The following is a 19,414-nucleotide window of genomic DNA, read 5'->3' as shown; positions in this document are numbered from 1 at the left end:
GGCCATCAGACCTTGGCTGCACCCTTCAGCGTGGCGAAGCTGCCGCCTTCCTTGGCCAGCTTCTCGATCAGCGCCGCAGGCCTGAGATTCGCATCCCCGGTTGTCTCGGCGTAATGCGCCAGCTTGTCGCGCACCGCCTTCAGGCCCAGCCGGTCGGCGAAGAACATCGGGCCGCCACGGAAGGCCGGCCAGCCGAAGCCGTTGACGAAGATGACGTCGATATCAACGGGGCGGTAAGCGATTCCTTCCTCCAGGATGCGCGCGCCCTCGTTCACCATCGGCAGCAGCACGCGCTCCAGGATCTCCTGGTCCTCGATCTTCCGCCGGCGCACCTGCATCTTCTCGGCCATGTCGAGAATGATCTGCTCGACCTCCTTGGACGGCATGCGCTTGCGGTTCTCGTCGTAGTCGTAATAGCCCTTGCCGGTCTTCTGGCCGAGCCGGCCGGCCGCGACGACCGCATCGGCGATCGGCGCCACCGTGCCGCGCGCCTTGCGCACCGCGGCACCGATATCGAGGCCCGCGAGGTCGCCAGTGGCGAGCGGCCCCATGGCCATGCCGTAGCCTTCCATGACCCGGTCGATATCCTGCGGCAGGCAGCCTTCCAGCAGAAGTTTCTCGATCTGCGGGCCGCGCTTGCCGGTCATGCGGTTGCCGACGAAGCCGTCGCAATTGCCGACCAGCACCGGCAGCTTGCCGATGCGCTTGCCCACCTCGGTCGCCGTGGCGATCGCCGTAGCGTTGGTGGCCTTGCCCTTCACATTCTCCAGCAGGCGCATGACATTGGCCGGGCTGAAGAAATGCATGCCGACGACCAGTTCCGGCCGCCTGGTCGCGCTGGCGATCTGGTCGATGTCGAGCGTCGAGGTATTCGAGGCGAGAACAACGCCCGGCCGTGCCGCCTTGTCGAGGCGGCCGAAGACCTCCTTCTTGACGTCCATGTTCTCGAACACCGCCTCGATGACGAGGTCGGCCTCGCCCACCGCCTTCTCGAAATCGGTGGTGCCCGTCAGCAGGGCGCGGCGCTTCTCATACTCCGCCTGGGAGAGGCGGCCAGAGGAGACGGTGCGCTGCCAATTCGCCTCGCAGCGCGCGAGGCCCTTCTGCAGCGCCTCCTCGCTCGTCTCGACGATCGTCACCGGCAGGCCATTATTCGCCGCCGACATGGCGATGCCGCCGCCCATCGTGCCGCCGCCAATGACAACCAGCCGGTTGACCGGCAGCGGCTTCGCATCCGCCGGCAGGTCGGGGATGCGCTGCGCCTCGCGTTCGCCGAAGAAGATGTGCCGCAGCGCTTGGCTCTGCTCACCCTGGACGAGCCGGGTGAACTGCTCGCGCTCGACATTCAGCCCGTCCTCGAAGGGCCGGGTGAAGGCGGCACGCACCGCCTCGACGCAGCCCTTCGGGCTGTCCTGGCCGCGGCTGCGCGCGGTCAGCTTCTTCGCCGCCTCGTCGAATTTCGCGGCGTCGTAGCCGGCGATCTTGTCCTTGCGGTCGCGCGCCAGGGTGAACGAGCCGCCGGCATTCTCCCGCGCCCAGGACACCGCCGCGTGCTCGAGATCGGACCCCGTGCCGTCGGGCAGGACCGCGTCGATGAAGCCAAGCTTCATCCCCTCTTGCGCCGAAACCGGGTCACCGGAGACGATCAGGCGCAGCGCCTCCATCCCGATCAGCCGCGGCAGGCGCTGCGTGCCGCCGGCGCCCGGCACGAAGCCGCGCTTCACCTCCGGCAGCCCCACCTGCGCGCCCGGCGAGGCGACTCGCGCATGGCAGGCCAGCGCGAGTTCCAGCCCGCCGCCCAGCGCATTGCCATGGATGGCGGCAATGACCGGGATCTTCGACTGCTCAATGGCATCGAAAACCTCGGGCAGGGAGGGCGGCTTACGCGGCTTGCCGAACTCGGTCATCTCCGCCCCGGCGGAGAAGTTGCGGCCCGAGCCGATCAGCACGATGGCCCGCGCGCCCTCCCGCGTTGCGGCCTTGATCCCATCCAGCAGGCCGGCCCGAACCTCGGTGCGCAGGGTGTTCACGGGGGGATTGGCGATGCGGAGGAGGTGCACGTCGCCATCGCGGACATGCTCGACGAATTGCGGCTCTCCGGCCATGGAACATCCTCTCCGGACAGGTGTTGTTTTCGGGTCTGGCGTTGGGCGGCAGTCTCGGGCCGGGGCCGGCCTGCGTCAACCGGCACCGCCGATGAGTCCCGCCTGCTGCAACGCGGCATAGAGTATCGCGACGACCAGCAGCACCAGATAGGGGCTTGCCCCGCGCAGCAACGCCACCGTGCAGGCGGCCAGCACCGCCAGTTCCAGCCAGCCGGCGCCATCGGCCTGCAACAGGGTGAACACGCCAGCGAAGATCAACCCGACCGCGATGGGTGCCAAGCCGCGCTCGATCATCTTCCGGGCCGGGCTGTCGCCCTTCCGGCGCCACCAGTGACCCACGGCAAGCACGAGGAAGGTGGAGGGCAGGTACAGTGCCAGCGCCGCCGCCAGCGCCCCGGCGAAGCCAGCCGCCTGCCAGCCAACCAGCGCACAAATCAGTGAACCCGGGCCCGGCGCGGCGCGGGAAATGGCGAAGAGATCCAGGAATTGCGCATCCGTCAGCCAGCCATGCACCTCCACCGACTGGCGCTGCATCTCGGCGAAGATGGAAGGCCCGCCGCCGAGCGAGACGAGGGAGAGTGGCGCGAAGACCAGGATGAGGGCGAGCAGCCGGTCAGGCATGGCGCGAGGCCCGCCAGGCGAGCGCGATGCTCGCCGGGATCAGCACCAGCACCACCGGGATCATGGGCAGGCGCAGCACCCCGATGGCGAGGAAGGTGAGCCCCGCCATCACCCAGGGCCAGGCCCCCCGCATCCGCCGCGCCGTGCGCAGGCCGACGGTCAGCGAATTCGCCAGCCCGGCCGCCGCGACGCCCGCGAGCACCATGCCGAGTCCCGCAGCACCGCCCGCCCAGCCATAGAGCAGCGCGAGTCCGAGGATGAACAGGAAGGGCGGGCCAAGGATGCCGAGGAAGGCCATGGCCGCCCCCGGCCAGCCGCGCAGTTGCTGGCCGATATAGAGGGCAAGGTTCACGCTGTTCGGGCCCGGCAGCACCTGGCCGAGCGCGAGGCCGGCGAGGAAGCTCTCCTCCGCCATCCAGTTGCGCTTCAGCACCACCTCCCGATGCATCCAGCCCGGCAGGCCGCCGCCGAAGCTCGCCAGGCCGAGCGTCGTGAAGACGCGGAGAATCTCGGAGAGGCGCGCCTGCGGTCGGGGAGTGTCGGGCACCGTGTCGTTCCATGCTGCCGGAGCCCCGCTTCTCCCGCGCCGCCGCGCGGCTGTCGAGGCCGCCCCGCCACCGCCACGAAGGCGCCGCGGGATGGCCGCAGCGGCGGCGCTTCCTGGCGGCATGACCGCGATGTCCCGCCTGCGCCCAGCCCTGCTCGCCCTCGCCGGTGGCATCCTGCTGACTGGTTGCGTCTATGTGGAGCGGCCGGCCTACCAGCCCTATCTCCCTGCGGCGCCGGTTGGCCCCAATGCCGGCACGGGCGCCGCGGTCGGCGCGCTGGCCGGCGGCCTGATCGGCGGAGCGGCCTCCGGCCGGCAGGATCGCGGCATCGGCATCGTCGGGGGCGCGGCGGCCGGCGCGCTGCTCGGCGGGCTCATCGGCAGCGGAATCGACCGGGACCATGCGGCGCAGGCGGAGCCGCCCTACCCGGCGCCCGGCTATGGCGAGCCCCATGACCACCTGGCGCCGGACCACCGGGCACTGCCACCGGTCCATGGCGCACCAAAGTCCTGGCCGGACGAGCCGCCTGCCTATCGCCACTGGTAGGGCGGGCAGGCCGATTGCCTCCCAGGCCGGGCACGCCGACGGTGTCGCCGGGTGATGCGCTTGCCGCCCGACAGCGGATTGCGTTCAAAACTGCACGCCAATCCGCTGTAGACTGCTGTTTGTAGAGCAGCTTCACGCTGCGGGGCGTTCACGCCCCTCCGCGATCTGCTCTAGCCGTCGCGCGGACGCCGTTCAGCCGCGCCGGCGGTGCAGCGCCAGCATGGCGCCGCCCGCCAGTAGCCCCCAGAAGGCGCTGCTGATACCGAGGACCGTGAGGCCGGAGGCGGTGGTGACGAAGGTGATCACCGCCGCCTCCCGCATGCCGGCATCGGCCAGCGCCGCCTGCAGCGCGGCAGCGAAGGCGCCGAGCAGCGCGAGCCCGGCGACCGCCTGGATCAGGATGGGCGGCGCCGCACCGACGAAGGCCGTCGCGGTGCCTGCCAGCAGGCCGAACACGACATAGACCGCCCCCGCCACCACCGCCGCCTGCCAGCGCCGCGCCGGCTTCGGCTCGGCATCCGGGCTGGCGCAGAGCGCGGCGGTGATGGCGGCAAGGTTCACCGCATGCCCGCCGAAGGGCGCGGCCGCCAGAGTGAACAGCCCGGTGGTGGTGAAGAGCGGCCCCGGCGCGGGCCGGTAGCCGTTGACGTTCAGCACCGCCATGCCGGGGATGTTCTGCGAGGCCATGGTCACGAGGAAGAGCGGCAGGCTGATGCCGACCACGGCAGAGAGCGAGAATTGCGGCACCACCAGCAGCGGCGCCGGGCCGGCGGCGCCGAGCAGCCCGGCCGGCAGATCGATGGTGAGGGCGATGGTCGCCACCATGACCAGCACCGCCGCCGGCACCGCCATCAGCCGGTTCAGCCGCGCCACCACCGCCCAGGTGATGACGATGGCAAGGCCCGCCATCGGCGCCTCGGCCACCGCCTTCACGGGGGCGAGGCATAGGCCGAGCAGCACGCCGGCCAGCATGGCATTGGCCAGCGGCGCCGGGATGGCGGCGACGCCGCGGCCGAGCGGCCTCCAGAGCCCGGCGAGCACCACCAGCGCCCCCGTCACCAGGAAGGCCCCGACCGCCGCCGGGAATCCCCCCGTCGGCATGGCGGAAGCCGCCAGCAGCGCCGCCCCGGGCGTCGACCAGGCGACGCTGATCGGCATCCGCCGCCAGAGGCTGAGGAGGATGCCGCAGAGCCCCATGGCGATGGACACGGCCATGAGGCCCGAGGCCGCCTGGGCCGGGCTGGCCCCCATGGCGGTAAGCCCCTGCAGGACGACGGCGAAGGAGGAGGCGAAGCCGACGAAGCCGGCCAGCAGCCCGGCGGCGAGCGCCGGGGCCGAGAGGGAGGCGATCATCCGGGGCGTGTAGCAGGGCGCGCGCGCGGGCGCTGCCCGCCGTCCGCTCAGCCCGCGCCCGCGAGCAGCGCTGGGTCGATCTCCAGCCCGAGGCCCGGCCCCTGCGGCACCGCCACGAAGCCCTCGCGCGGGATCAGCGCCGGATAGGGCGGCGCGGCGAGGTCGGCGAAATAGTACTCGAGCGGCTCCTCCACCTCGGCCGTCGCCAGCAGGTGCAGGGTCGCCAGCAGGCCCGGCCCGAAATAGGGGCAATGCGGCACCAGCGCGACGCCGTGCTGCGCCGCCAGCGCGCGGACCTCCAGCATGGCGGAGAGCCCACCCATCTTGGTCACGCTCGGCTGCACCACATCCACCGCGCCGGCGGCCAGCATGGCGCCGATGCTCTCCGGGCTGCCGAGGCACTCACCCGCGGCGATGCCGACGCCGCCCGCCGCGCGGGTGGCGGCGATGGCCGGGAAATCCTCCGGCGGCCAGATCGGCTCCTCCACCCAGCGGACATTCATCCCCTGCACCGCCCGGCAGAAGGCGGTAGCCTGATCCACGGTGTCCCAGGCGCAGTTGATGTCGAGCATCAGCGGCACCTCGTCCGGCGCCGCCTGCCGCGCGGCCCGGATGCAGTCGAGATCCACCTCATGCAGCTTGATCTGGCGGTAGCCGCGGGCGATCGCCTCCGCCGTATTGCGGGAAACGAGCGCCGGGTCGCCATAGCGCAGCAGGCTGGCATAGGCCGGCACGCGGTCCCGTCTCGCCCCGCCCAGCAGCGCATGCAGCGGCCTGCCCGCCGCCTTCGCCGCGATATCCCAGAGGGCGATGTCGATGCCCGACAGCGCGAAGGTCACCGCGCCGTTGCGGCCGAAATTGTGGAAGCGCCGGTGCAGCCTGCGCATCACCCCGGCGATGTCGCGCGCATCCTCTCCGATGCAGGCCGGGGCGACCAGTTCCCGCAGCGCCTGCGCCGTGGTCGGCACCAGGGTGAAGCCGAACCCCTCGCCCCAGCCGGTGATCCCGGCCTCCGTCTCCACCCGCACCAGCAGCGTGTCCATGTTGCGCAGGTGCAGGTTGCCGCCCGGGCCGGCCGGGTTGCCGTAGGTGAAGGCGCTGCTGAGCACATGGCCGGTGACCGCCGTGATGCGCATGGTCCGGTTCTCCCCCCCCCCGTTCGGCGATCCTCGCAGGGATGGCAGGGCACCGGAAGGCCGGCGTGCCAGGCGCCGGCAACGGTGCTCCCAGGCTCCCGCGGCGCGGGTCCTTCATCGCCACGGCCCTGGAGATGGACGTATCGTGTCCCCCCGGTGCGGGGCTGCATTCTCCTCCCCCTCGCCCTGCGCCAGCCGGGCATTGCCGGCGGCCGAATGAACCGCCTAGGCTCCCGCCGGATGGGCGCGCGCAGACGCGCCCGCGGGAGGAACCAGGAATGAACCGTCGCTCGCTTCTTGGCGGCGCCGCCGCGCTGCCCCTTTTCCACATCCTGCCGAGCCATGCCCAGGGGACAGGAACCGGCCAGATCTCCGATGGTGTCGTGAAGATCGGCGTGCTCAACGACATGACCGGCGTCTTCTCCGACCAGCAGGGCATGGGCGAGGTCGTGGCCGCCCGCCTGGCGATCGAGGAGTTCGGCGGCCGCGTCCTCGGCGCGCCGATCGAGTTGGTGCATGGCGACCTGCTCAACCGCCCCGATGTCGGCATGGGCATCGCCCGCCGCTGGTTCGACCAGGAGAAGGTGGACATCATCACCGGCGTCGGGAATTCCGCCGTGGCGCTGGCGGTGCAGACGCTCTCGAAGGAGAAGCAGAAGATCGTCATCCCGATGTCGGCCGCGACGACCGACCTGACGGGCAAGGATTGCGGCCCCTGGACCGCCCACTGGCTCTACGACAACTACTCCGCCGCCAAGGGCCCGGTGACGGCGCTCTACCGCAACGGCAAGACCAAGTGGTTCTTCGTCACCTCCGACTATTCCTTCGGCCATTCGCTGGAGGCCAATGCCTCCGCCATCCTGCGGGCGCTCGGCGGCGAGGTGGTGGGCAGCGTGCGCGTGCCGCTCGGCGAGACCGACTACTCCTCCTACCTCATCCGCGCCGCGGCCTCCGGCGCGCAGGCCGTCGGCATCTGCGCCGGCGGCGCGGACATGATCAACATCGCCAAGCAGATGGGCGAGTTCGGCCTGATCCGCCGCGGCATCGTGCCGGCGGCGCTCAACTGCTCCATCACCAATATCCGCTCCATCGGGCTCGAGACCGGCCAGGGCATGGTCTATGCCGAGAGCTACTACTGGGACCAGAACGAGGGCACGCGCGCCTTTGCCGAACGCTTCCGGAAGCTGCATGGCAGGCCGCCCACCGCCTTCCATGCCGGCTCCTACGGCGCTGTCATGCACTATCTGAAGGCGGTGCAGGCGGCCGGGACGGATGCCACCGCGCCGGTGATGGCGAAGATGCGGGAGATGCCGATCAACGACTTCATGACGAAGGACGGCCGCATCCGCGAGGACGGGCGCGTGATCCGTGATGTCTACCTGATGCAGGTGAAAGCCCCGCGCGCCTCGAAGGGCGAGTGGGACCTGCTGGAGGTGACGGAGACCATCTCGGGCAATGATGCGTTCCGGCCGATGGATCAGGGGGGCTGCCCGCTCGTGCGGGCGTGAGGCTCTGCGCGCACCCCATCGCGCAGCGCGCGATGGGGTACCCCTGCCCCTTCAAACTCCCGCCGCGGCCGGCAGCCCGGCCCCGGCCCCCGGCCTGGGTCAGTCGATCCTGATATTGGCGCGGCGCACCACCTCGCCCCAGCGCTCCATCTCGGCGGCGATGAACTGCGCCGCCTCCTCCGGGCCGCCGCCGATCACGCGGGCACCCTGGGAGAGGAAGCGCTCCGCCAGTTCCGGCTGTGCCAGGGCGCCGCGCAGCGCGGCCGAGAGCACCGACATCCGGTCCGGCGGCAGGCGGGCCGGCGCGATCAGCGCATACCAGTTCTCGACCTCGACACCCGGGAGACCCGCCTCCGCCATGGTCGGCACCTCCGGCAGCACCGGGGCGCGCGCCGCAGCGGCCAGGCCGAGGGCGCGGAACTTGCCCTCCCGCACATGCGGCAGCAGCACCGGCAGGTCGAGGAAGGCGATGTCCACCTCATTCGCCATGAGCGCGGTGATGGCCGGCGCCGCGCCGCGATAGGCGACATGCACGATGTCGATGCCGGCCCGCAGCTTCAGCAGCTCGGCCGCCAGATGCGGCGTGCCGCCCGGCCCGGTGCTGGCGAAGGTGAGCCTGCCGGGCTGCCGCCGCGCCACGGCGAGCAGATCTTCGAGATTCCTTACCTCCAGCCCCGGCCGCAGCACCAGCAGGGAGGGCACGCCCGTCACCAAGCCGACCGGCGCCAGGTCCCGCCGCGGGTCATAGGGCAGGTTCGGCACCAGGTTGACATTCACCGCGACCGCGCCGGTGGAGCCGAGCGCGAGGGTCAACCCATCCGGCGCCGCCTTGGCCACCGCATCGATGCCGACCGTGCCGCCGGCGCCCGAGCGGTTCTCCACCACCATCTGCTGGCCGAGCAGCGTGCCCATTGCCGGCGCGAGGAGGCGCGCCGCCATGTCCACCGGCCCGCCCGGCGGGAAGGGCACGATCAGCCGCAGCGGCCGGTCCGGGAAAGCCTGCGCCCCTGCGAGGCCCGGCAGCACCAGCGCCGCGGCGCCGAGCGCACGGCGCGTCATCCTCATGCGCGACACCGTTTTCCTCCCCCCTGTTGGTCATCCGCAGTGATGAAAGCCGCCTTCCGGCAGCGGCGCCAGCATGAGGATGCCGAGCAGGTCGAAGCCCGTGCCGCCCGGCGCGATGACGAGGGCGGCGCCCTCGGGGAAGGCGCGGCCGCCCATCGCCTCCCCGGCCACCAGGATTGCGGGCGTGCGATGGCCGACCAGCACGCGGTTGGTGCCGGGCGGCACCAGCGCGCCGAACAGCCGCCGGTGCTCGGCCAGCACCCAGTCGAGCCGCCCGCCGGCATAGTCATCCGCCAGCAGGCTGTCCGTCACCTGCACCCGCGCCTTGCCGAAGGCGAGTTCCGCCGTGTCCCGCGCCCGATAGACCGGGCCCGCCAGCACCGGGAGCTGGACCGGGACTCCGAATTCCTCGAGCCGCGCGCCGATCCGCACCGCCTGGGCTCGCCCCTCCGGCGCCAGGTTGCGCTGCCCGGCGCGGTCGCCGAGGCGGTAGCTGCGGTCGCAGGGCTCGCCGCGCGTATCGGCATGGCGGAGGAACAGCACCAGGCCACCGGCGCGCAGGCGCCCGATCAGCGCCTTCCCCTCCGGCGCCTCCACCGAGACCGGCCGCAGCCGCGCCTCGGCCGCGGCAAGGGTGGGCAGGACCAGCAGGGGCAGGCTGCGGCGCGGGAGGGGCAAGGCTCTTCTCCGCCGAGATGCGGCGTGCTTGCCGCGGGACAGGGATCGGGCCCATCACATGGGCCATGGCGGGGAGGATGTCATGACGAATGCGCTGCTTGCGGGCGACACCGCGCTGGTCACGGGGGCCGCCAACGGCATCGGCCGGGCGATCGCGGAGGCCCTGGCGGCCGAGGGGGCGCGCGTCATGCTTGCCGATGTGAACGCGACGCAGGGCGAGGCGGTGGCCGGAGCGCTGCGCGCGGCCGGGCGCGACGCCCGGTTCATCGCCGCCGACCTGTCCGCGCCCGGCGGGGCGGAGGCACTGTTCGCCGCGGCAGAAGCCGCGCTTGGCCGCATCAGCATCCTGGTCCACAGCGCCAGCCCGCGGCGGCAGGAGAGCGAGACGGCGCTCACGGTCTCGGCCGAGGCCTGGCGGCGGATGGTGGCGGTGAACCTGGAGGCCGGCTTCACCCTCGGCCAGTTCGCCGGGCGGCACATGCGGGACACGGCGGCCGCCGGCCCGCGCGGGCGGATGGTCTTCGTCACCTCCCTGCATGCGGAGAGTCCGCGCAACCTGCCGCATTACAGCGCCAGCAAGGCCGGGTTGACGATGGTGATGAAGGAGCTGGCCCGCGCCCTCGGCCCCTTCGGGATCCGGGTGAATGCCATCGCGCCGGGGGCGATCGCGGGCGGCGGCTTCCAGGCCAGTCCGGAACTTGCGGCGAAGATCGCCCTCGGCCGACTGGGCGCGCCGGAGGATGTGGCGCGCGCGGCAGTCGGGCTGCTGGCGGAGCGCTTCTCGGCCTATGTCACCGGCACGACGGTGGTCGTCGATGGCGGGCTGGCCTTGCACAACTGGATCGCGCCGCCGGGCTGAGCCGAACCCCTGCCGGGGGCCAGACCGCGGCCCCCCGGCAGGGGCGCGGGGGCATCGGACGCACTGCGTCCGATGCCCCCGCGCTTTTCGAGTCAGAGACCCGCCTGGCTCACGAACTTCGTGTTCAGATAGGCCTCGATCGCCTCCGACCCGCCTTCCGAGCCATAGCCGCTGTCCTTGATGCCACCGAAGGGCACCTCGGGCAAAGCGAGGCCCAGGTGGTTGATCGTCATCATGCCGCTCTCGACCTTGGAGGCGATGGCATTCGCGGTCTTGGCGCTGCGGGTGAAGGCGTAGCTGGCAAGGCCGTAGGGCAGCCGGTTCGCCTCCTCCACCACCTCGTCGAAGTCCTTGAAGGGCGCGATCATGGCGAGCGGGCCGAAGGGCTCCTCGTTCATCATGCGCGCATCCTTGCCGACCCCGGTCAGCACGGTTGGCTGGTAGAAATAGCCCTTGTTGCCGATGCGCTCGCCGCCGGTATGCACCTCGGCGCCCTTCTGGCGGGCATCGGCCATCAGGCCGTCGATCCAGGGGATGCGCCGGTCATGCACCAGCGGGCCCATCTGGGTCCCCTCCTCCAGCCCGTTGCCGACCTTCACGGCCTTGGCCGCGGCCACGAACTTCTCGACGAAGGGCTCGTAGAGCTTCTCCTGCACCAGGAAGCGCGTCGGGCTGACGCAGACCTGGCCGGCATTGCGGAACTTCGCCGCCGCCAGCGTCCTGGCCGCGAGGTCGAGATCGGCGTCGTCGAAGACGATGGCCGGCGCATGGCCGCCGAGTTCCATCGTGACCCGCTTCATGTGCTGGCCGGCCAGCGCCGCCAGCTGCTTGCCCACCGGCGTCGAGCCGGTGAAGGTCACCTTCCGGATGACGGGGTGCGCGATCAGGTACTCGCTGATCTCGGCCGGGTTGCCATAGACCAGGTTGCAGACGCCCGCCGGCAGGCCGGCATCAATGAAGCAGCGGATCAGCTCGGCCGGGGAGGCCGGGGTGTCCTCCGGCGCCTTGACGATGATCGAGCAGCCGGTCGCGACCGCGGCCGAGAGCTTGCGCACCACCTGGTTGATCGGGAAGTTCCAGGGCGTGAAGGCGGCGACGGGCCCGACCGGCTCCTTCACCACGAGCTGATAGACGCCCTCGGCGCGGGCCGGGATGACGCGGCCATAGGCGCGGCGGGCTTCCTCGGCGAACCAGTCGATGATGTCGGCGCCGGCCAGCGTCTCCATCTTCGCCTCGGGGACGGGCTTGCCCTGCTCCACCGTCATGATGCGGGCGATCTCGTCGGCGCGGCTGCGGAGGATATCCGCCGCCTTGCGCATCAGCTTGGCGCGATCGAAGGCCGAGACCTTCTTCCAGGTGGCGAAGCCCCTGGCCGCGGCGTCCAGCGCCTCGTCCAGGTCGTCCTTCCCGGCATGCGCGACGGTGCCGATCACCTCCTCGGTCGCCGGGTTGAGGACCGGGATGGTCTTGCCGGAGCGGGCGGCGCGCCACTCCCCGTTGATGTGCAACTGGACGTTCGGATAGGCCATCGGCGATCTCCTCCAGCCCCGGCCTTCGGCCAGGGGCGCCTTGGGGGGCGCACTTTGGCGGCGCGGCCGCCCGGGGGCAATGGGGCGGGGCGCGCCGCGCCCCGCAGGATGGTCCGGACCGCGGAACGGATGGGCGAGACCGGCCGGCATGGCACGGGCTGCCGCCAGCGCCGCAGGCGCCACCGACCATGGCCGCTGGTTCAGACCAGCCCGCGCAACCGCGCCGCCAGCGCATCCTGCTGTGCCGCCAGCATGGCGGCGTAGCGCAGCGCCAGCAGGCGCGAGGCCTGGGCAAGTTCCGCCCGGAAGGCCGCGCTGTCCCGCCAGGCGCGCATCAGGGCCACGATCTCCGGGATCTCCGTGGCGCAATGCGCGGGGTGTTCGGCCGGCAGGCCGGAGAAGGCATGGCGCGTGCCGAGGATCGGCCGCCCATAGGCCAGCGCCTCCACCGTCTTGATCTTGAGGCCGGTGCCCGGGACCATCGGGTTCAGCACGCATTCGACGGCGTCGTAGAACACCGAAGGCTCCGGCACCTGCTCCAGCCGCAGCGGCGCGCTGGCGAGCGAGAGGTCCCGCCGCTGCAGGATCCGGCCAGCCAGCAGCCAGGGCAGCCCGGCCTCCCCGGCCAGCGCGGCGTCGAGCGCCCGGACCGAGGTGATGTTCCAGGGATTGGCGCTGCCGAAATAGCCGAAGGGCGCCCGGATGGCGCCGGCCGGGCGCGTCTCCAGGAAGCGCAGCGGCAGCATGTGCCCGAGCGTCTCGACCGGGGTCGCGCTGCGGCCGCGGAGCACCTGCGCCTCATCGCCCTGGATGGCCAGGACGAGATCGGCGCGGGCCAGCCCCCGCCCCTCCTCCACCGCGGTGGTGAAGAACCAGGAAGGGTCGATGCCCGCCGCCTGCGCCACCAGATGGCGGTCGCCGAACAGGTCGTGGGTGTCGATGATCCGGAAGGCGTCGGACACCCCCTCCAGCACCCGCGACATCCAGACATAGTTCACCAGCACGGCATCGTAGCGCCAGCGCCGCTGCAGCGCCGCCGTCTGGTCGACCAGGCTGGCATCGCACCAGTCATCCAGGCCCCAGACACCAGGAAAGCGCATCGGCCCGGTCGGCACCGGCGGCACCACGTGCAGGGCGTGCCAGAAGCCGGCCATGGCCTCCCGCTGCGCCGGCGAGCAGCCCTCCGTCGCGTAGTACAGGAAGTCGCAGACCACCCCGCGCGCCATCAGGGCCGCGCCGAGCGCCTGGATGCGCGCCGAATTGCCCTGGTCCGCCGGGTGGGAGGGCGCCGGGGAGACGATCAGCAGGCGGGGCGCACGGCTCATGGTCCGACCTCGAGGCCAAGCAGGATGAGGCCGGGGGGCGCCCCCTCCGGCAAGGCGAGGCCGACGATGCTCGTCTGGTCGGGTCTTGGCCGCACCGGGGCCTCCAGCACGCAGGTCTCCCCTTCCATCCGGCACTGCGCCTGATCCAGCCACCCACCATCCAGGAACAGGGCGGGCGGGCGGGCCGGGTCGGCCCCTCGCAGCCGCAGCCGCAGCCAGGCGGGCCGCGCCGGCAGGCCGCCGAGCAGCAGCCGGACGCGCCGGGCCGCGCCGAGTGGCAGGGCAGCGCCGGATGCGGGTTCGGGCAGGTCGTGCAGCAACGCATCGGCCGGCACGGCCAGCGGCGGCACGCGCTCCGGCCCCATCACCAGCATGCCGAGGCTGGCGAGGCTCGGGGAGGCGACCCGGCCGCCCACCTGCCAGCCGGCGCTGCCGCCGAGGCTGGCGGCCAGATGATGGGCCGCCGCATGCAGCCGGTCGAAGAGCGGCGCGACCGCCTCGGGCGGCACCAGCAGGTCCCAGCGCTCGATGCGGGCAGCGCTGCCGCCGAGCAGCATGATCCGCCCACGCTCCGGCCCGGGCAGGGGCGGCATGCCCTCCGTGCGGCCGCGCCGGAGGATCATCGCCCCGGCTTCCAGCCACGGCGTCAGCGCGGGCGGTGGCAGTCGGTCCAGCACCAGCAGCATCGGGCGGTCGGTGACCACCGGCACGTCGTCATCCGCAGTCCCGGCCAGGCCGAGGACAGGCAGCCCGGCCGGCCCCTGGTGGAAGCGTCGCAGCAGCGCCGCTTCGGCCGGCGCCAGCGCGGCGGCATCCGCAAGGCCGCAGCGCGCGCCGGGCCACCAGGGAAGGACCGGCCAAGCAGGCTGGCCGAGATCGAGCACCGCCGCCTCCGGCAATGCTTCCCGCAGCAGGCAGGCCAGCACCGGCGCCGCGCTCATGCCGGCCACCCCAGTTCGAGGTCGAGCAGCAGCCCGGCGCGCGGCGCCGCCTCCACCCGCGCGGCACGCAGCCGGGCGCCGAGCGGCAGCAGCTCCGCCAGGAGGGCGGGGCGGTCCAGGGTGAGCTGCGCGAGCGCCCCGAGATCCGGCATGGCGAGCAGCAGCCGGCAGGCGCCCTGCCGCCCAGCAAGCGCCGCGGCGACGGTCCTGGCCTGCAATTGCGGCCCCGCCTCCACCACCAGCAGCGGCGGCGGGCCGGCGGTGGGCGGGGCGATGACAGGCCGCCCGAGCGACTCCTCGATCACCGTGCGGTAGCGGGCCGCGACCGTGGGCAGCGCCATCTCGGCGCAGGCGTAGCGGCGGCCGCGCTCACCGATCTCGGCGGCCCGCGCCGGCGCCTTCGCCAGGGCCAGCAGCGCGCGCGCCAGCAGCGGCACCGTTTCCGTCAGCGGGATCTGCAGCACCGCGTCGCGCGGCAGCTCGGCATAGGCGGCGGTGTCCGAGACGATGCAGCAGGTGCCGGCGGCGAAGGCGCGGGCGAGCGAGCCGGAGCTCTCGCCAGTGGAGGGAAAGCGGAGATTCACCAGCACATCCGCCGCGGCGACGTGGTCATCCAGCGCGGCCTCGTCCAGGTAGCCGGTGACGCCCGCGCAACCGGCCAGCGCGGGGCGCTCCGCAATTGCCGCGCTGAGGGCATATTCCTCCGCGCGCTCCGCGCCGGCATGGATCCAGCGGAGCTGCGCGCCGGCACGGCAGGCCATGTCGAGCGCCTCGATCAGCCAGTCGAAGCGCTTCGCGGCGGTGGCGAAGCCCGCGGTCACCACAAGGAACTCCTCCTGCCCGATGCCGAGCCGCGCGCGCGCCGCGGGCCGATCCGGCAGCGTGGCCGGCGGCAGGAAATGCGGGATGACCGCGACATGCGCCGTGGCATCGGGCCCGTGCACGAGGCGCAGCCGCTGCCGCGCGTATTCAGAATGCACGATGACGGCGCGCGACCGTGCCAGGGTTTCGCCGGCGAGGTCGAAGAGCAGGTGGTTCGCGCGGGTCTGCAGGCCGAGTTCGCGCTGGTGCCGGCCATAGACGGCCGGCAGCCCCGGCAGGGCGGCGAGCATGCCGGCGCGGATGGATGCGGCATCCTCGCCGGCCGTCTCGTACAGATAGAGCAGCCCGGGATCATGCAGCGTGACCACGCCCGGCACGCGGCGCATCGCCCGCAACACGAAGCCATGGCCGGGATTGTTGCCGATCTGGTGCAGCACGCGCGGCCCGGCATCGCGATGGGCGAGCGCGGCATCCACCACCGGGATGCCGTCCGGCGCGCGGCCCAGCCAATCGTCGCAGGCGGCGCGGCAATCATAATGCGCGGCAAGCGAGCCGAGCAGGACATGGGCGTAGTCCGCGATTCCGTTCCGCTCCGGCGGCAAGGGCGTCCATACCGTCAGGCCGTTGCGCGCATCCGTCATTGCGAGGAGGAATATCCCGATTGCGTCGTGGTGTGGGCGGTTAATGCCACCCCAGGTTCATGTCCAGAGAATGGATTATCTTGATGAAGCTGCGGACGGCGTGGTAGCCGCCCTTCGCATGGATGGTATCTCCGTCGGCTATTTCCCGTTTCTTGCGATTGGCTTGAGCCGGAACGGGCTCAGCCTGCGCGCCATCCGGCGCTTCGAGCGCGGCGCGCCCCTGCTGCTGCTCTGCCGCGGCATCGAGGTCGGACGGCTGGTGCCGGACGGCCCGGTAGCGGAGGGCACCGTGCTCGAGGTGCCGATGCCGCGCGTGCCGCGCGTGCCGCTGCCGGCGGAGCTGCGCGTCGCGACCGCGCCCGACGGCCCCGACCTGGTGGCACCCTGGCGCATCGAGAGCGCGGCAGCGGCGCTGTCGCTGCTGGGCCCGCCCGAGGTGACAATCGAGGATCTCCGCCTCGACCACGGCATGCTGCGCGGCACCGGGCGCGAGCTGCGCAACGGCCTGCTGGACCCGATCATGTTCGCGCGCATCAACGGCACCGGCGCGCGCATGGCGACGGTTGATGAGCCGGTCGCGCTGCCGGAGGGCGGCTGTGCCTTCCGCTTCGCGCTGCCGATCCTGCCGACCGACCTCTCCGAATCCGGCCTGTCGGTCGATCTGCACCTGATCGGCCTGGATGCGCCGATCGCGCATTTCGGCTGGACGCGCCAGGGCGTCGGCCAGGCGGAACGGCGGCTTGCCGAGCTGGAGGCAAGGCTCCGCCAGATGGAGGAGGAGCAGGCGGCGGCGCAGCAGAACATGCAGGCGATGCTGCGGCGCCAGTTCTCCGTGCAGCAGGAACGCATCGACGCCTTCATCGCCGCGGCCGCAACGCTGCTGCTGGACCGCCTGGCGGTCGTGCCCGGCCAGGAGCAGGACGCGCTGCGCTCGCTGCTCGACTCCGCCGGACCGGAGCGCAGGGGGCAGCCGGCCTTCGACCACACGGCGCGGCAGGTGACGGTGGCGCCGGAGGATGGACTGTTCGGCGTCGGCTGGCACCGGGAAGAAGTCTACCCCACCGGCGCCTTCCGCTGGATGAGCCCGCGCGGGCTGCTGCTGAACCCGCTGCCGGAGCGCCCGCTGGCCGCCATCACGCTGGAGATCTGCTACCTCTACAAGGCCGCGGCGCCGACCCTCACCGCCATGCTGGACGATGTCGCGGCCGAGCTGACCGTGACCCCGCAGGAGCATGGCGGCTTTGCGGTGCGGATCGTCCCTCCCGCCGGCCCGCAGCCGGTGCGGCTGGCGCGCCTTGCCAGCCTCACCGGCGGCAGCCCGGCCGAGGATGGCGCGAGCACCGACCGGCGGGTCCTGTCCTTCGCCATCTCCCGCGTGCTGTTCGACTACGCCGATTAGCAACGGGCGGCAGCCGCCCCGATGGCCGCCGCCCGGCCTCGCGCACGGCTCGCCCTGGGGCGGTAGGGATTCGCCGCTGCGCGTCAGGCGCCAGAACCATGCCGGGCCGCCGGCAGGCGAGCCGGCATGACCCACCCGCCCTGACCGCCACGGCACCCCCGCCGGCGCGTTGACCCGGCCGGGCTTTGGGCGGAGTTTCCCCGGCGACAACCCATCGAGGGGGAAACGGCATGGAGCTCAAGGGCATCGCGGCGCTCGTGACCGGTGGCGGCTCGGGACTCGGCGCGGCGACGGCGGAGGCGCTGGCGGCTGCGGGCGCCAGGGTCGTCGTGCTTGATATGCGGGCGGAGGCGGCCGAGGCCGTCGCGGCGCGCATCGGCGGCGTGGCGGCGGCAGGCGATGTCGCCGACCCTGCGGCGGTCGAGGCCGCGCTCGATGCCGCGGGCAAGCTTGCGCCGCTTCGCCTCGCCGTCTCCTGCGCCGGCATCGCGCCGCCGGCGCGGGTGGTGGGGCGGGACGGGCCGCATGACCTGGCGCTGTTCGAGAGGGTCATCCGCGTCAACCTGATCGGCACCTTCAACGTGCTGCGGCTGGCCGCGGCGCGGATGCAGCGGACCGAGCCCGCGGGCCCGGATGGCGAGCGCGGGCTGATCGTCAACACCGCCTCCATCGCCGCCTATGAGGGCCAGTTCGGGCAATGCGCCTATGCCGCGAGCAAGGCGGGCGTGGTCGGCCTGGGCCTGCCGGCGGCGCGGGAACTGGCGCGCACGGGCATCCGGGTGATGACCATCGCGCCCGGGCTGATGGAGACGCCGATGCTGGCTGGCCTGCCGGACCCGGCGCGGGAGGCGCTGCTGACGCTGCCGCTCTTCCCCAAGCGCCTGGGCGAGGCTGCGGACTTCGCGCGGCTCGTCCTGGCGATCGCGGCCAACCCCATGCTGAACGGCGAGACCATCCGGCTGGACGGCGCGCTCCGGCTGCCGCCGCTATAGCGGTGCCGGACGGGCGCAGCGATCGCCCCGGCCCGCCCGGGGCGGAACGCGTGGAGGCGCCGGGCGGGCTCGCCGCCGCGCTCGTCGCCACCACCGCGGCGCAGGCGCTGGCGACGCTCACGGTCTTCATCCTGCCGGTCCTGGCACCGATCGTGGCACGGGACCTGGACGCGGCACCGCACTGGGTCGGCTGGCAGGTTGCCTGCGTCTATGTCGCGGCCAGCGCCACCTCCCTGCTCTCGGCCGGGGCGCTCAGGCGGTGGGGACCGGCGCGCTGCACCCAGGTCGCGCTCGCCTCGGCCGGTGCGGCCTGCCTGCTGATGGTCCTGGCTGGGCTGCCGGGCGCGGTGCTCGGTTCATTCCTCATCGGCATCGGCTACGGGCTGACCAACCCGGCCGCGACCCAGGTGCTGGCGCGCCTCGCCCCGGCCGGGCGGCGCAACATGGTCTTCGCGGTGAAGCAGACCGGCGTGCCGATCGGCGGGGCGCTGGCCGGGCTGCTGCTGCCCTCACTGGCGCTTGCCTTCGGCTGGCAGGGCGCGGTGCTCGGCGTCGCGCTCCTCCTGCTGCTGGCCGCTGCGGGCTTCGGCCCGTTCCGCCGGCACTGGGACGGGGAGCGCGACACTGCCTGGCCGCTCCGCGCCGGGGCCGGCGGCGGCTTCCGGGCGCTGCGGGAACGGCCGGGGCTGCCGGGCCTCGCCCTCACCTCCGCCCTTTATTCGGGATTCCAGCTCGCGCTCGGCGCCTACACGGTTACCATGCTGGTCGAGGAATTCGGCTGGAGCCCGGTGGCGGCCGGCGCGGTCGCCGCCGCCTCCCAGGCGATCGGCGCGGCGGCGCGGCTGGTCTGGGGGCTGGTGGCGGATCTCTGGCGGGACGGAATGCGGACCCTGGCGGTGATCGGGCTCGTCACGGTCGCGGGCGGGGTATTGCTGCCCTTCGCGCTGCCCTGGCCGGCGGCCGCGGTGATCGGGCTGCTCTGTGTGCTTGGCGCCAGCGCGGCCGGTTGGAACGGCGTGCTGATGGCCGAAGCGGCGCGGCTGGCGGCGCCCGGACGCGCGGGGGATGCGGCGGGCGGCGTGCTGGCCGTGGCCTTCGCCGGCGTGGTGGTGGGCCCGTCGCTGCTCGGCGGGGTGGTGGGCGCCGTCGGCTCCTATGCGCTCGCCTTCGCCCTGCTGGCCGGCCTGCCGGCGATCGGGGCGGCGATCGCCTGGCGGAATGCCGGGCGGGGCGGCTGAGGGCTTCCGGGCCGGATCATCGTGCTGTCCTGGCTGCAACCAGGGCGAGCAGGCGCGACGCCTCTCCGGTGGCCACCACTGGTCGGGACACGAATGCGGCGGCGGAGG

At 72.8% G+C, this 19,414-nt stretch carries 17 protein-coding genes; 6 read left to right on the top strand and 11 right to left on the bottom strand.

What is annotated here, in order from left to right; all coding sequences use genetic code 11:
* Positions 1-5: 5 nt before the first annotated feature.
* The 3 genes from LHA35_RS18210 to LHA35_RS18200 form a co-directional block, all read right to left on the bottom strand.
* The gene (locus LHA35_RS18210) at positions 6-2,105 is read right to left on the bottom strand and encodes a 3-hydroxyacyl-CoA dehydrogenase NAD-binding domain-containing protein (RefSeq protein ID WP_226610655.1); all 2,100 of its coding nucleotides are present in this window, start codon (positions 2,103-2,105) and stop codon (positions 6-8) included.
* A 75-nt stretch (positions 2,106-2,180) separates the two neighbouring features.
* Positions 2,181-2,726 (bottom strand): chromate transporter, encoded by a 546-nt coding sequence (locus LHA35_RS18205; protein WP_226610651.1) that lies wholly within the window; start codon positions 2,724-2,726, stop codon positions 2,181-2,183.
* On the bottom strand, positions 2,719-3,273 hold the full coding sequence (locus tag LHA35_RS18200; RefSeq protein ID WP_226610649.1) for a chromate transporter: 555 nt from the start codon (positions 3,271-3,273) through the stop codon (positions 2,719-2,721). The genes LHA35_RS18205 and LHA35_RS18200 overlap by 8 nt, the downstream gene beginning before the upstream one ends.
* Before the next feature lie 121 nt (positions 3,274-3,394).
* Here LHA35_RS18200 and LHA35_RS28725 point away from each other — a divergent pair, with 121 nt between their 5' ends.
* Positions 3,395-3,820 (top strand): glycine zipper domain-containing protein, encoded by a 426-nt coding sequence (locus LHA35_RS28725; protein ID WP_264185626.1) that lies wholly within the window; start codon positions 3,395-3,397, stop codon positions 3,818-3,820.
* Positions 3,821-4,012: 192 nt separating this feature from the next.
* On the opposite strand, the gene LHA35_RS18190 is transcribed toward LHA35_RS28725, so the two are convergent.
* Together LHA35_RS18190 and LHA35_RS18185 are read right to left on the bottom strand one after the other, a co-directional pair.
* Entirely contained in the window at positions 4,013-5,173 is a 1,161-nt protein-coding gene (locus LHA35_RS18190; RefSeq protein WP_226610647.1) for a benzoate/H(+) symporter BenE family transporter, read from the bottom strand.
* A 47-nt stretch (positions 5,174-5,220) separates the two neighbouring features.
* Complete coding sequence (locus tag LHA35_RS18185; RefSeq protein WP_226610645.1) at positions 5,221-6,309, bottom strand: mandelate racemase/muconate lactonizing enzyme family protein; 1,089 nt, start codon at positions 6,307-6,309, stop codon at positions 5,221-5,223.
* Positions 6,310-6,587: 278 nt separating this feature from the next.
* On the opposite strand from LHA35_RS18185, the gene LHA35_RS18180 reads away from it, so the two are divergent.
* Positions 6,588-7,817, top strand: coding sequence for an ABC transporter substrate-binding protein (locus tag LHA35_RS18180; protein ID WP_226610642.1), 1,230 nt, complete (start codon positions 6,588-6,590; stop codon positions 7,815-7,817).
* A 99-nt stretch (positions 7,818-7,916) separates the two neighbouring features.
* On the opposite strand, the gene LHA35_RS18175 is transcribed toward LHA35_RS18180, so the two are convergent.
* Both LHA35_RS18175 and LHA35_RS28720 read right to left on the bottom strand, forming a co-directional pair.
* On the bottom strand, positions 7,917-8,705 hold the full coding sequence (locus tag LHA35_RS18175; RefSeq protein WP_408902352.1) for a Bug family tripartite tricarboxylate transporter substrate binding protein: 789 nt from the start codon (positions 8,703-8,705) through the stop codon (positions 7,917-7,919).
* A gap of 207 nt (positions 8,706-8,912) precedes the next feature.
* Complete coding sequence (locus tag LHA35_RS28720; RefSeq protein WP_264185625.1) at positions 8,913-9,560, bottom strand: histidine phosphatase family protein; 648 nt, start codon at positions 9,558-9,560, stop codon at positions 8,913-8,915.
* An 82-nt stretch (positions 9,561-9,642) separates the two neighbouring features.
* On the opposite strand from LHA35_RS28720, the gene LHA35_RS18165 reads away from it, so the two are divergent.
* The gene (locus LHA35_RS18165) at positions 9,643-10,419 is read left to right on the top strand and encodes an SDR family NAD(P)-dependent oxidoreductase (protein ID WP_226610638.1); all 777 of its coding nucleotides are present in this window, start codon (positions 9,643-9,645) and stop codon (positions 10,417-10,419) included.
* A gap of 92 nt (positions 10,420-10,511) precedes the next feature.
* Here LHA35_RS18165 and LHA35_RS18160 read toward each other — a convergent pair whose 3' ends face one another.
* The 4 genes from LHA35_RS18160 to LHA35_RS18145 all read right to left on the bottom strand — a co-directional run bounded on the left by LHA35_RS18160 (position 10,512) and on the right by LHA35_RS18145 (position 15,677).
* Positions 10,512-11,948 carry an NAD-dependent succinate-semialdehyde dehydrogenase gene (locus LHA35_RS18160; RefSeq protein ID WP_226610636.1) on the bottom strand — a complete coding sequence of 479 codons (1,437 nt, stop codon included), beginning with the start codon at positions 11,946-11,948 and terminating at the stop codon, positions 10,512-10,514.
* A 200-nt stretch (positions 11,949-12,148) separates the two neighbouring features.
* Positions 12,149-13,273: a hypothetical protein gene (locus tag LHA35_RS18155; RefSeq protein WP_226610634.1), complete on the bottom strand. Its 1,125-nt coding sequence runs from the start codon at positions 13,271-13,273 to the stop codon at positions 12,149-12,151.
* Positions 13,270-14,214: a hypothetical protein gene (locus LHA35_RS18150; RefSeq protein WP_226610633.1), complete on the bottom strand. Its 945-nt coding sequence runs from the start codon at positions 14,212-14,214 to the stop codon at positions 13,270-13,272. The genes LHA35_RS18155 and LHA35_RS18150 overlap by 4 nt, the downstream gene beginning before the upstream one ends.
* Complete coding sequence (locus LHA35_RS18145) at positions 14,211-15,677, bottom strand: glycosyltransferase (protein ID WP_226610631.1); 1,467 nt, start codon at positions 15,675-15,677, stop codon at positions 14,211-14,213. Before LHA35_RS18145 ends, LHA35_RS18150 begins: the two co-directional genes overlap by 4 nt.
* Positions 15,678-15,840: 163 nt before the next feature.
* On the opposite strand from LHA35_RS18145, the gene LHA35_RS18140 reads away from it, so the two are divergent.
* From LHA35_RS18140 to LHA35_RS18130, 3 genes are all read left to right on the top strand, one after another.
* The gene (locus LHA35_RS18140) at positions 15,841-17,076 is read left to right on the top strand and encodes a hypothetical protein (RefSeq protein WP_226610629.1); all 1,236 of its coding nucleotides are present in this window, start codon (positions 15,841-15,843) and stop codon (positions 17,074-17,076) included.
* 230 nt (positions 17,077-17,306) lie between these two features.
* Positions 17,307-18,068, top strand: coding sequence for an SDR family NAD(P)-dependent oxidoreductase (locus tag LHA35_RS18135; RefSeq protein WP_226610626.1), 762 nt, complete (start codon positions 17,307-17,309; stop codon positions 18,066-18,068).
* Positions 18,069-18,070: 2 nt separating this feature from the next.
* Complete coding sequence (locus LHA35_RS18130) at positions 18,071-19,306, top strand: MFS transporter (protein ID WP_226610623.1); 1,236 nt, start codon at positions 18,071-18,073, stop codon at positions 19,304-19,306.
* The last annotated feature ends 108 nt before the right edge of the window (positions 19,307-19,414 follow it).

The sequence above is a fragment of the Roseicella aerolata genome (assembly GCF_020523605.1).
Lineage (GTDB): Bacteria > Pseudomonadota > Alphaproteobacteria > Acetobacterales > Acetobacteraceae > Paracraurococcus > Paracraurococcus aerolatus.
This window is presented reverse-complemented; position numbering and strand designations above follow the sequence as displayed.

What these genes read in the sequence shown, in the direction of transcription:
- LHA35_RS18180 (WP_226610642.1), top strand. Translation starts at nt 6,588, where the DNA reads ATGAACCGTCGCTCGCTTCTTGGCGGCGCCGCCGCGCTGCCCCTTTTC.
- LHA35_RS18145 (WP_226610631.1), bottom strand. Translation starts at nt 15,677, where the DNA reads ATGACGGATGCGCGCAACGGCCTGACGGTATGGACGCCCTTGCCGCCG.
- LHA35_RS18205 (WP_226610651.1), bottom strand. Translation starts at nt 2,726, where the DNA reads ATGCCTGACCGGCTGCTCGCCCTCATCCTGGTCTTCGCGCCACTCTCC.
- LHA35_RS18160 (WP_226610636.1), bottom strand. Translation starts at nt 11,948, where the DNA reads ATGGCCTATCCGAACGTCCAGTTGCACATCAACGGGGAGTGGCGCGCC.
- LHA35_RS18175 (WP_408902352.1), bottom strand. Translation starts at nt 8,705, where the DNA reads ATGGTGGTGGAGAACCGCTCGGGCGCCGGCGGCACGGTCGGCATCGAT.
- LHA35_RS18185 (WP_226610645.1), bottom strand. Translation starts at nt 6,309, where the DNA reads ATGCGCATCACGGCGGTCACCGGCCATGTGCTCAGCAGCGCCTTCACC.
- LHA35_RS18150 (WP_226610633.1), bottom strand. Translation starts at nt 14,214, where the DNA reads ATGAGCGCGGCGCCGGTGCTGGCCTGCCTGCTGCGGGAAGCATTGCCG.
- LHA35_RS18135 (WP_226610626.1), top strand. Translation starts at nt 17,307, where the DNA reads ATGGAGCTCAAGGGCATCGCGGCGCTCGTGACCGGTGGCGGCTCGGGA.
- LHA35_RS18165 (WP_226610638.1), top strand. Translation starts at nt 9,643, where the DNA reads ATGACGAATGCGCTGCTTGCGGGCGACACCGCGCTGGTCACGGGGGCC.
- LHA35_RS18190 (WP_226610647.1), bottom strand. Translation starts at nt 5,173, where the DNA reads ATGATCGCCTCCCTCTCGGCCCCGGCGCTCGCCGCCGGGCTGCTGGCC.
- LHA35_RS28725 (WP_264185626.1), top strand. Translation starts at nt 3,395, where the DNA reads ATGACCGCGATGTCCCGCCTGCGCCCAGCCCTGCTCGCCCTCGCCGGT.
- LHA35_RS18155 (WP_226610634.1), bottom strand. Translation starts at nt 13,273, where the DNA reads ATGAGCCGTGCGCCCCGCCTGCTGATCGTCTCCCCGGCGCCCTCCCAC.
- LHA35_RS18210 (WP_226610655.1), bottom strand. Translation starts at nt 2,105, where the DNA reads ATGGCCGGAGAGCCGCAATTCGTCGAGCATGTCCGCGATGGCGACGTG.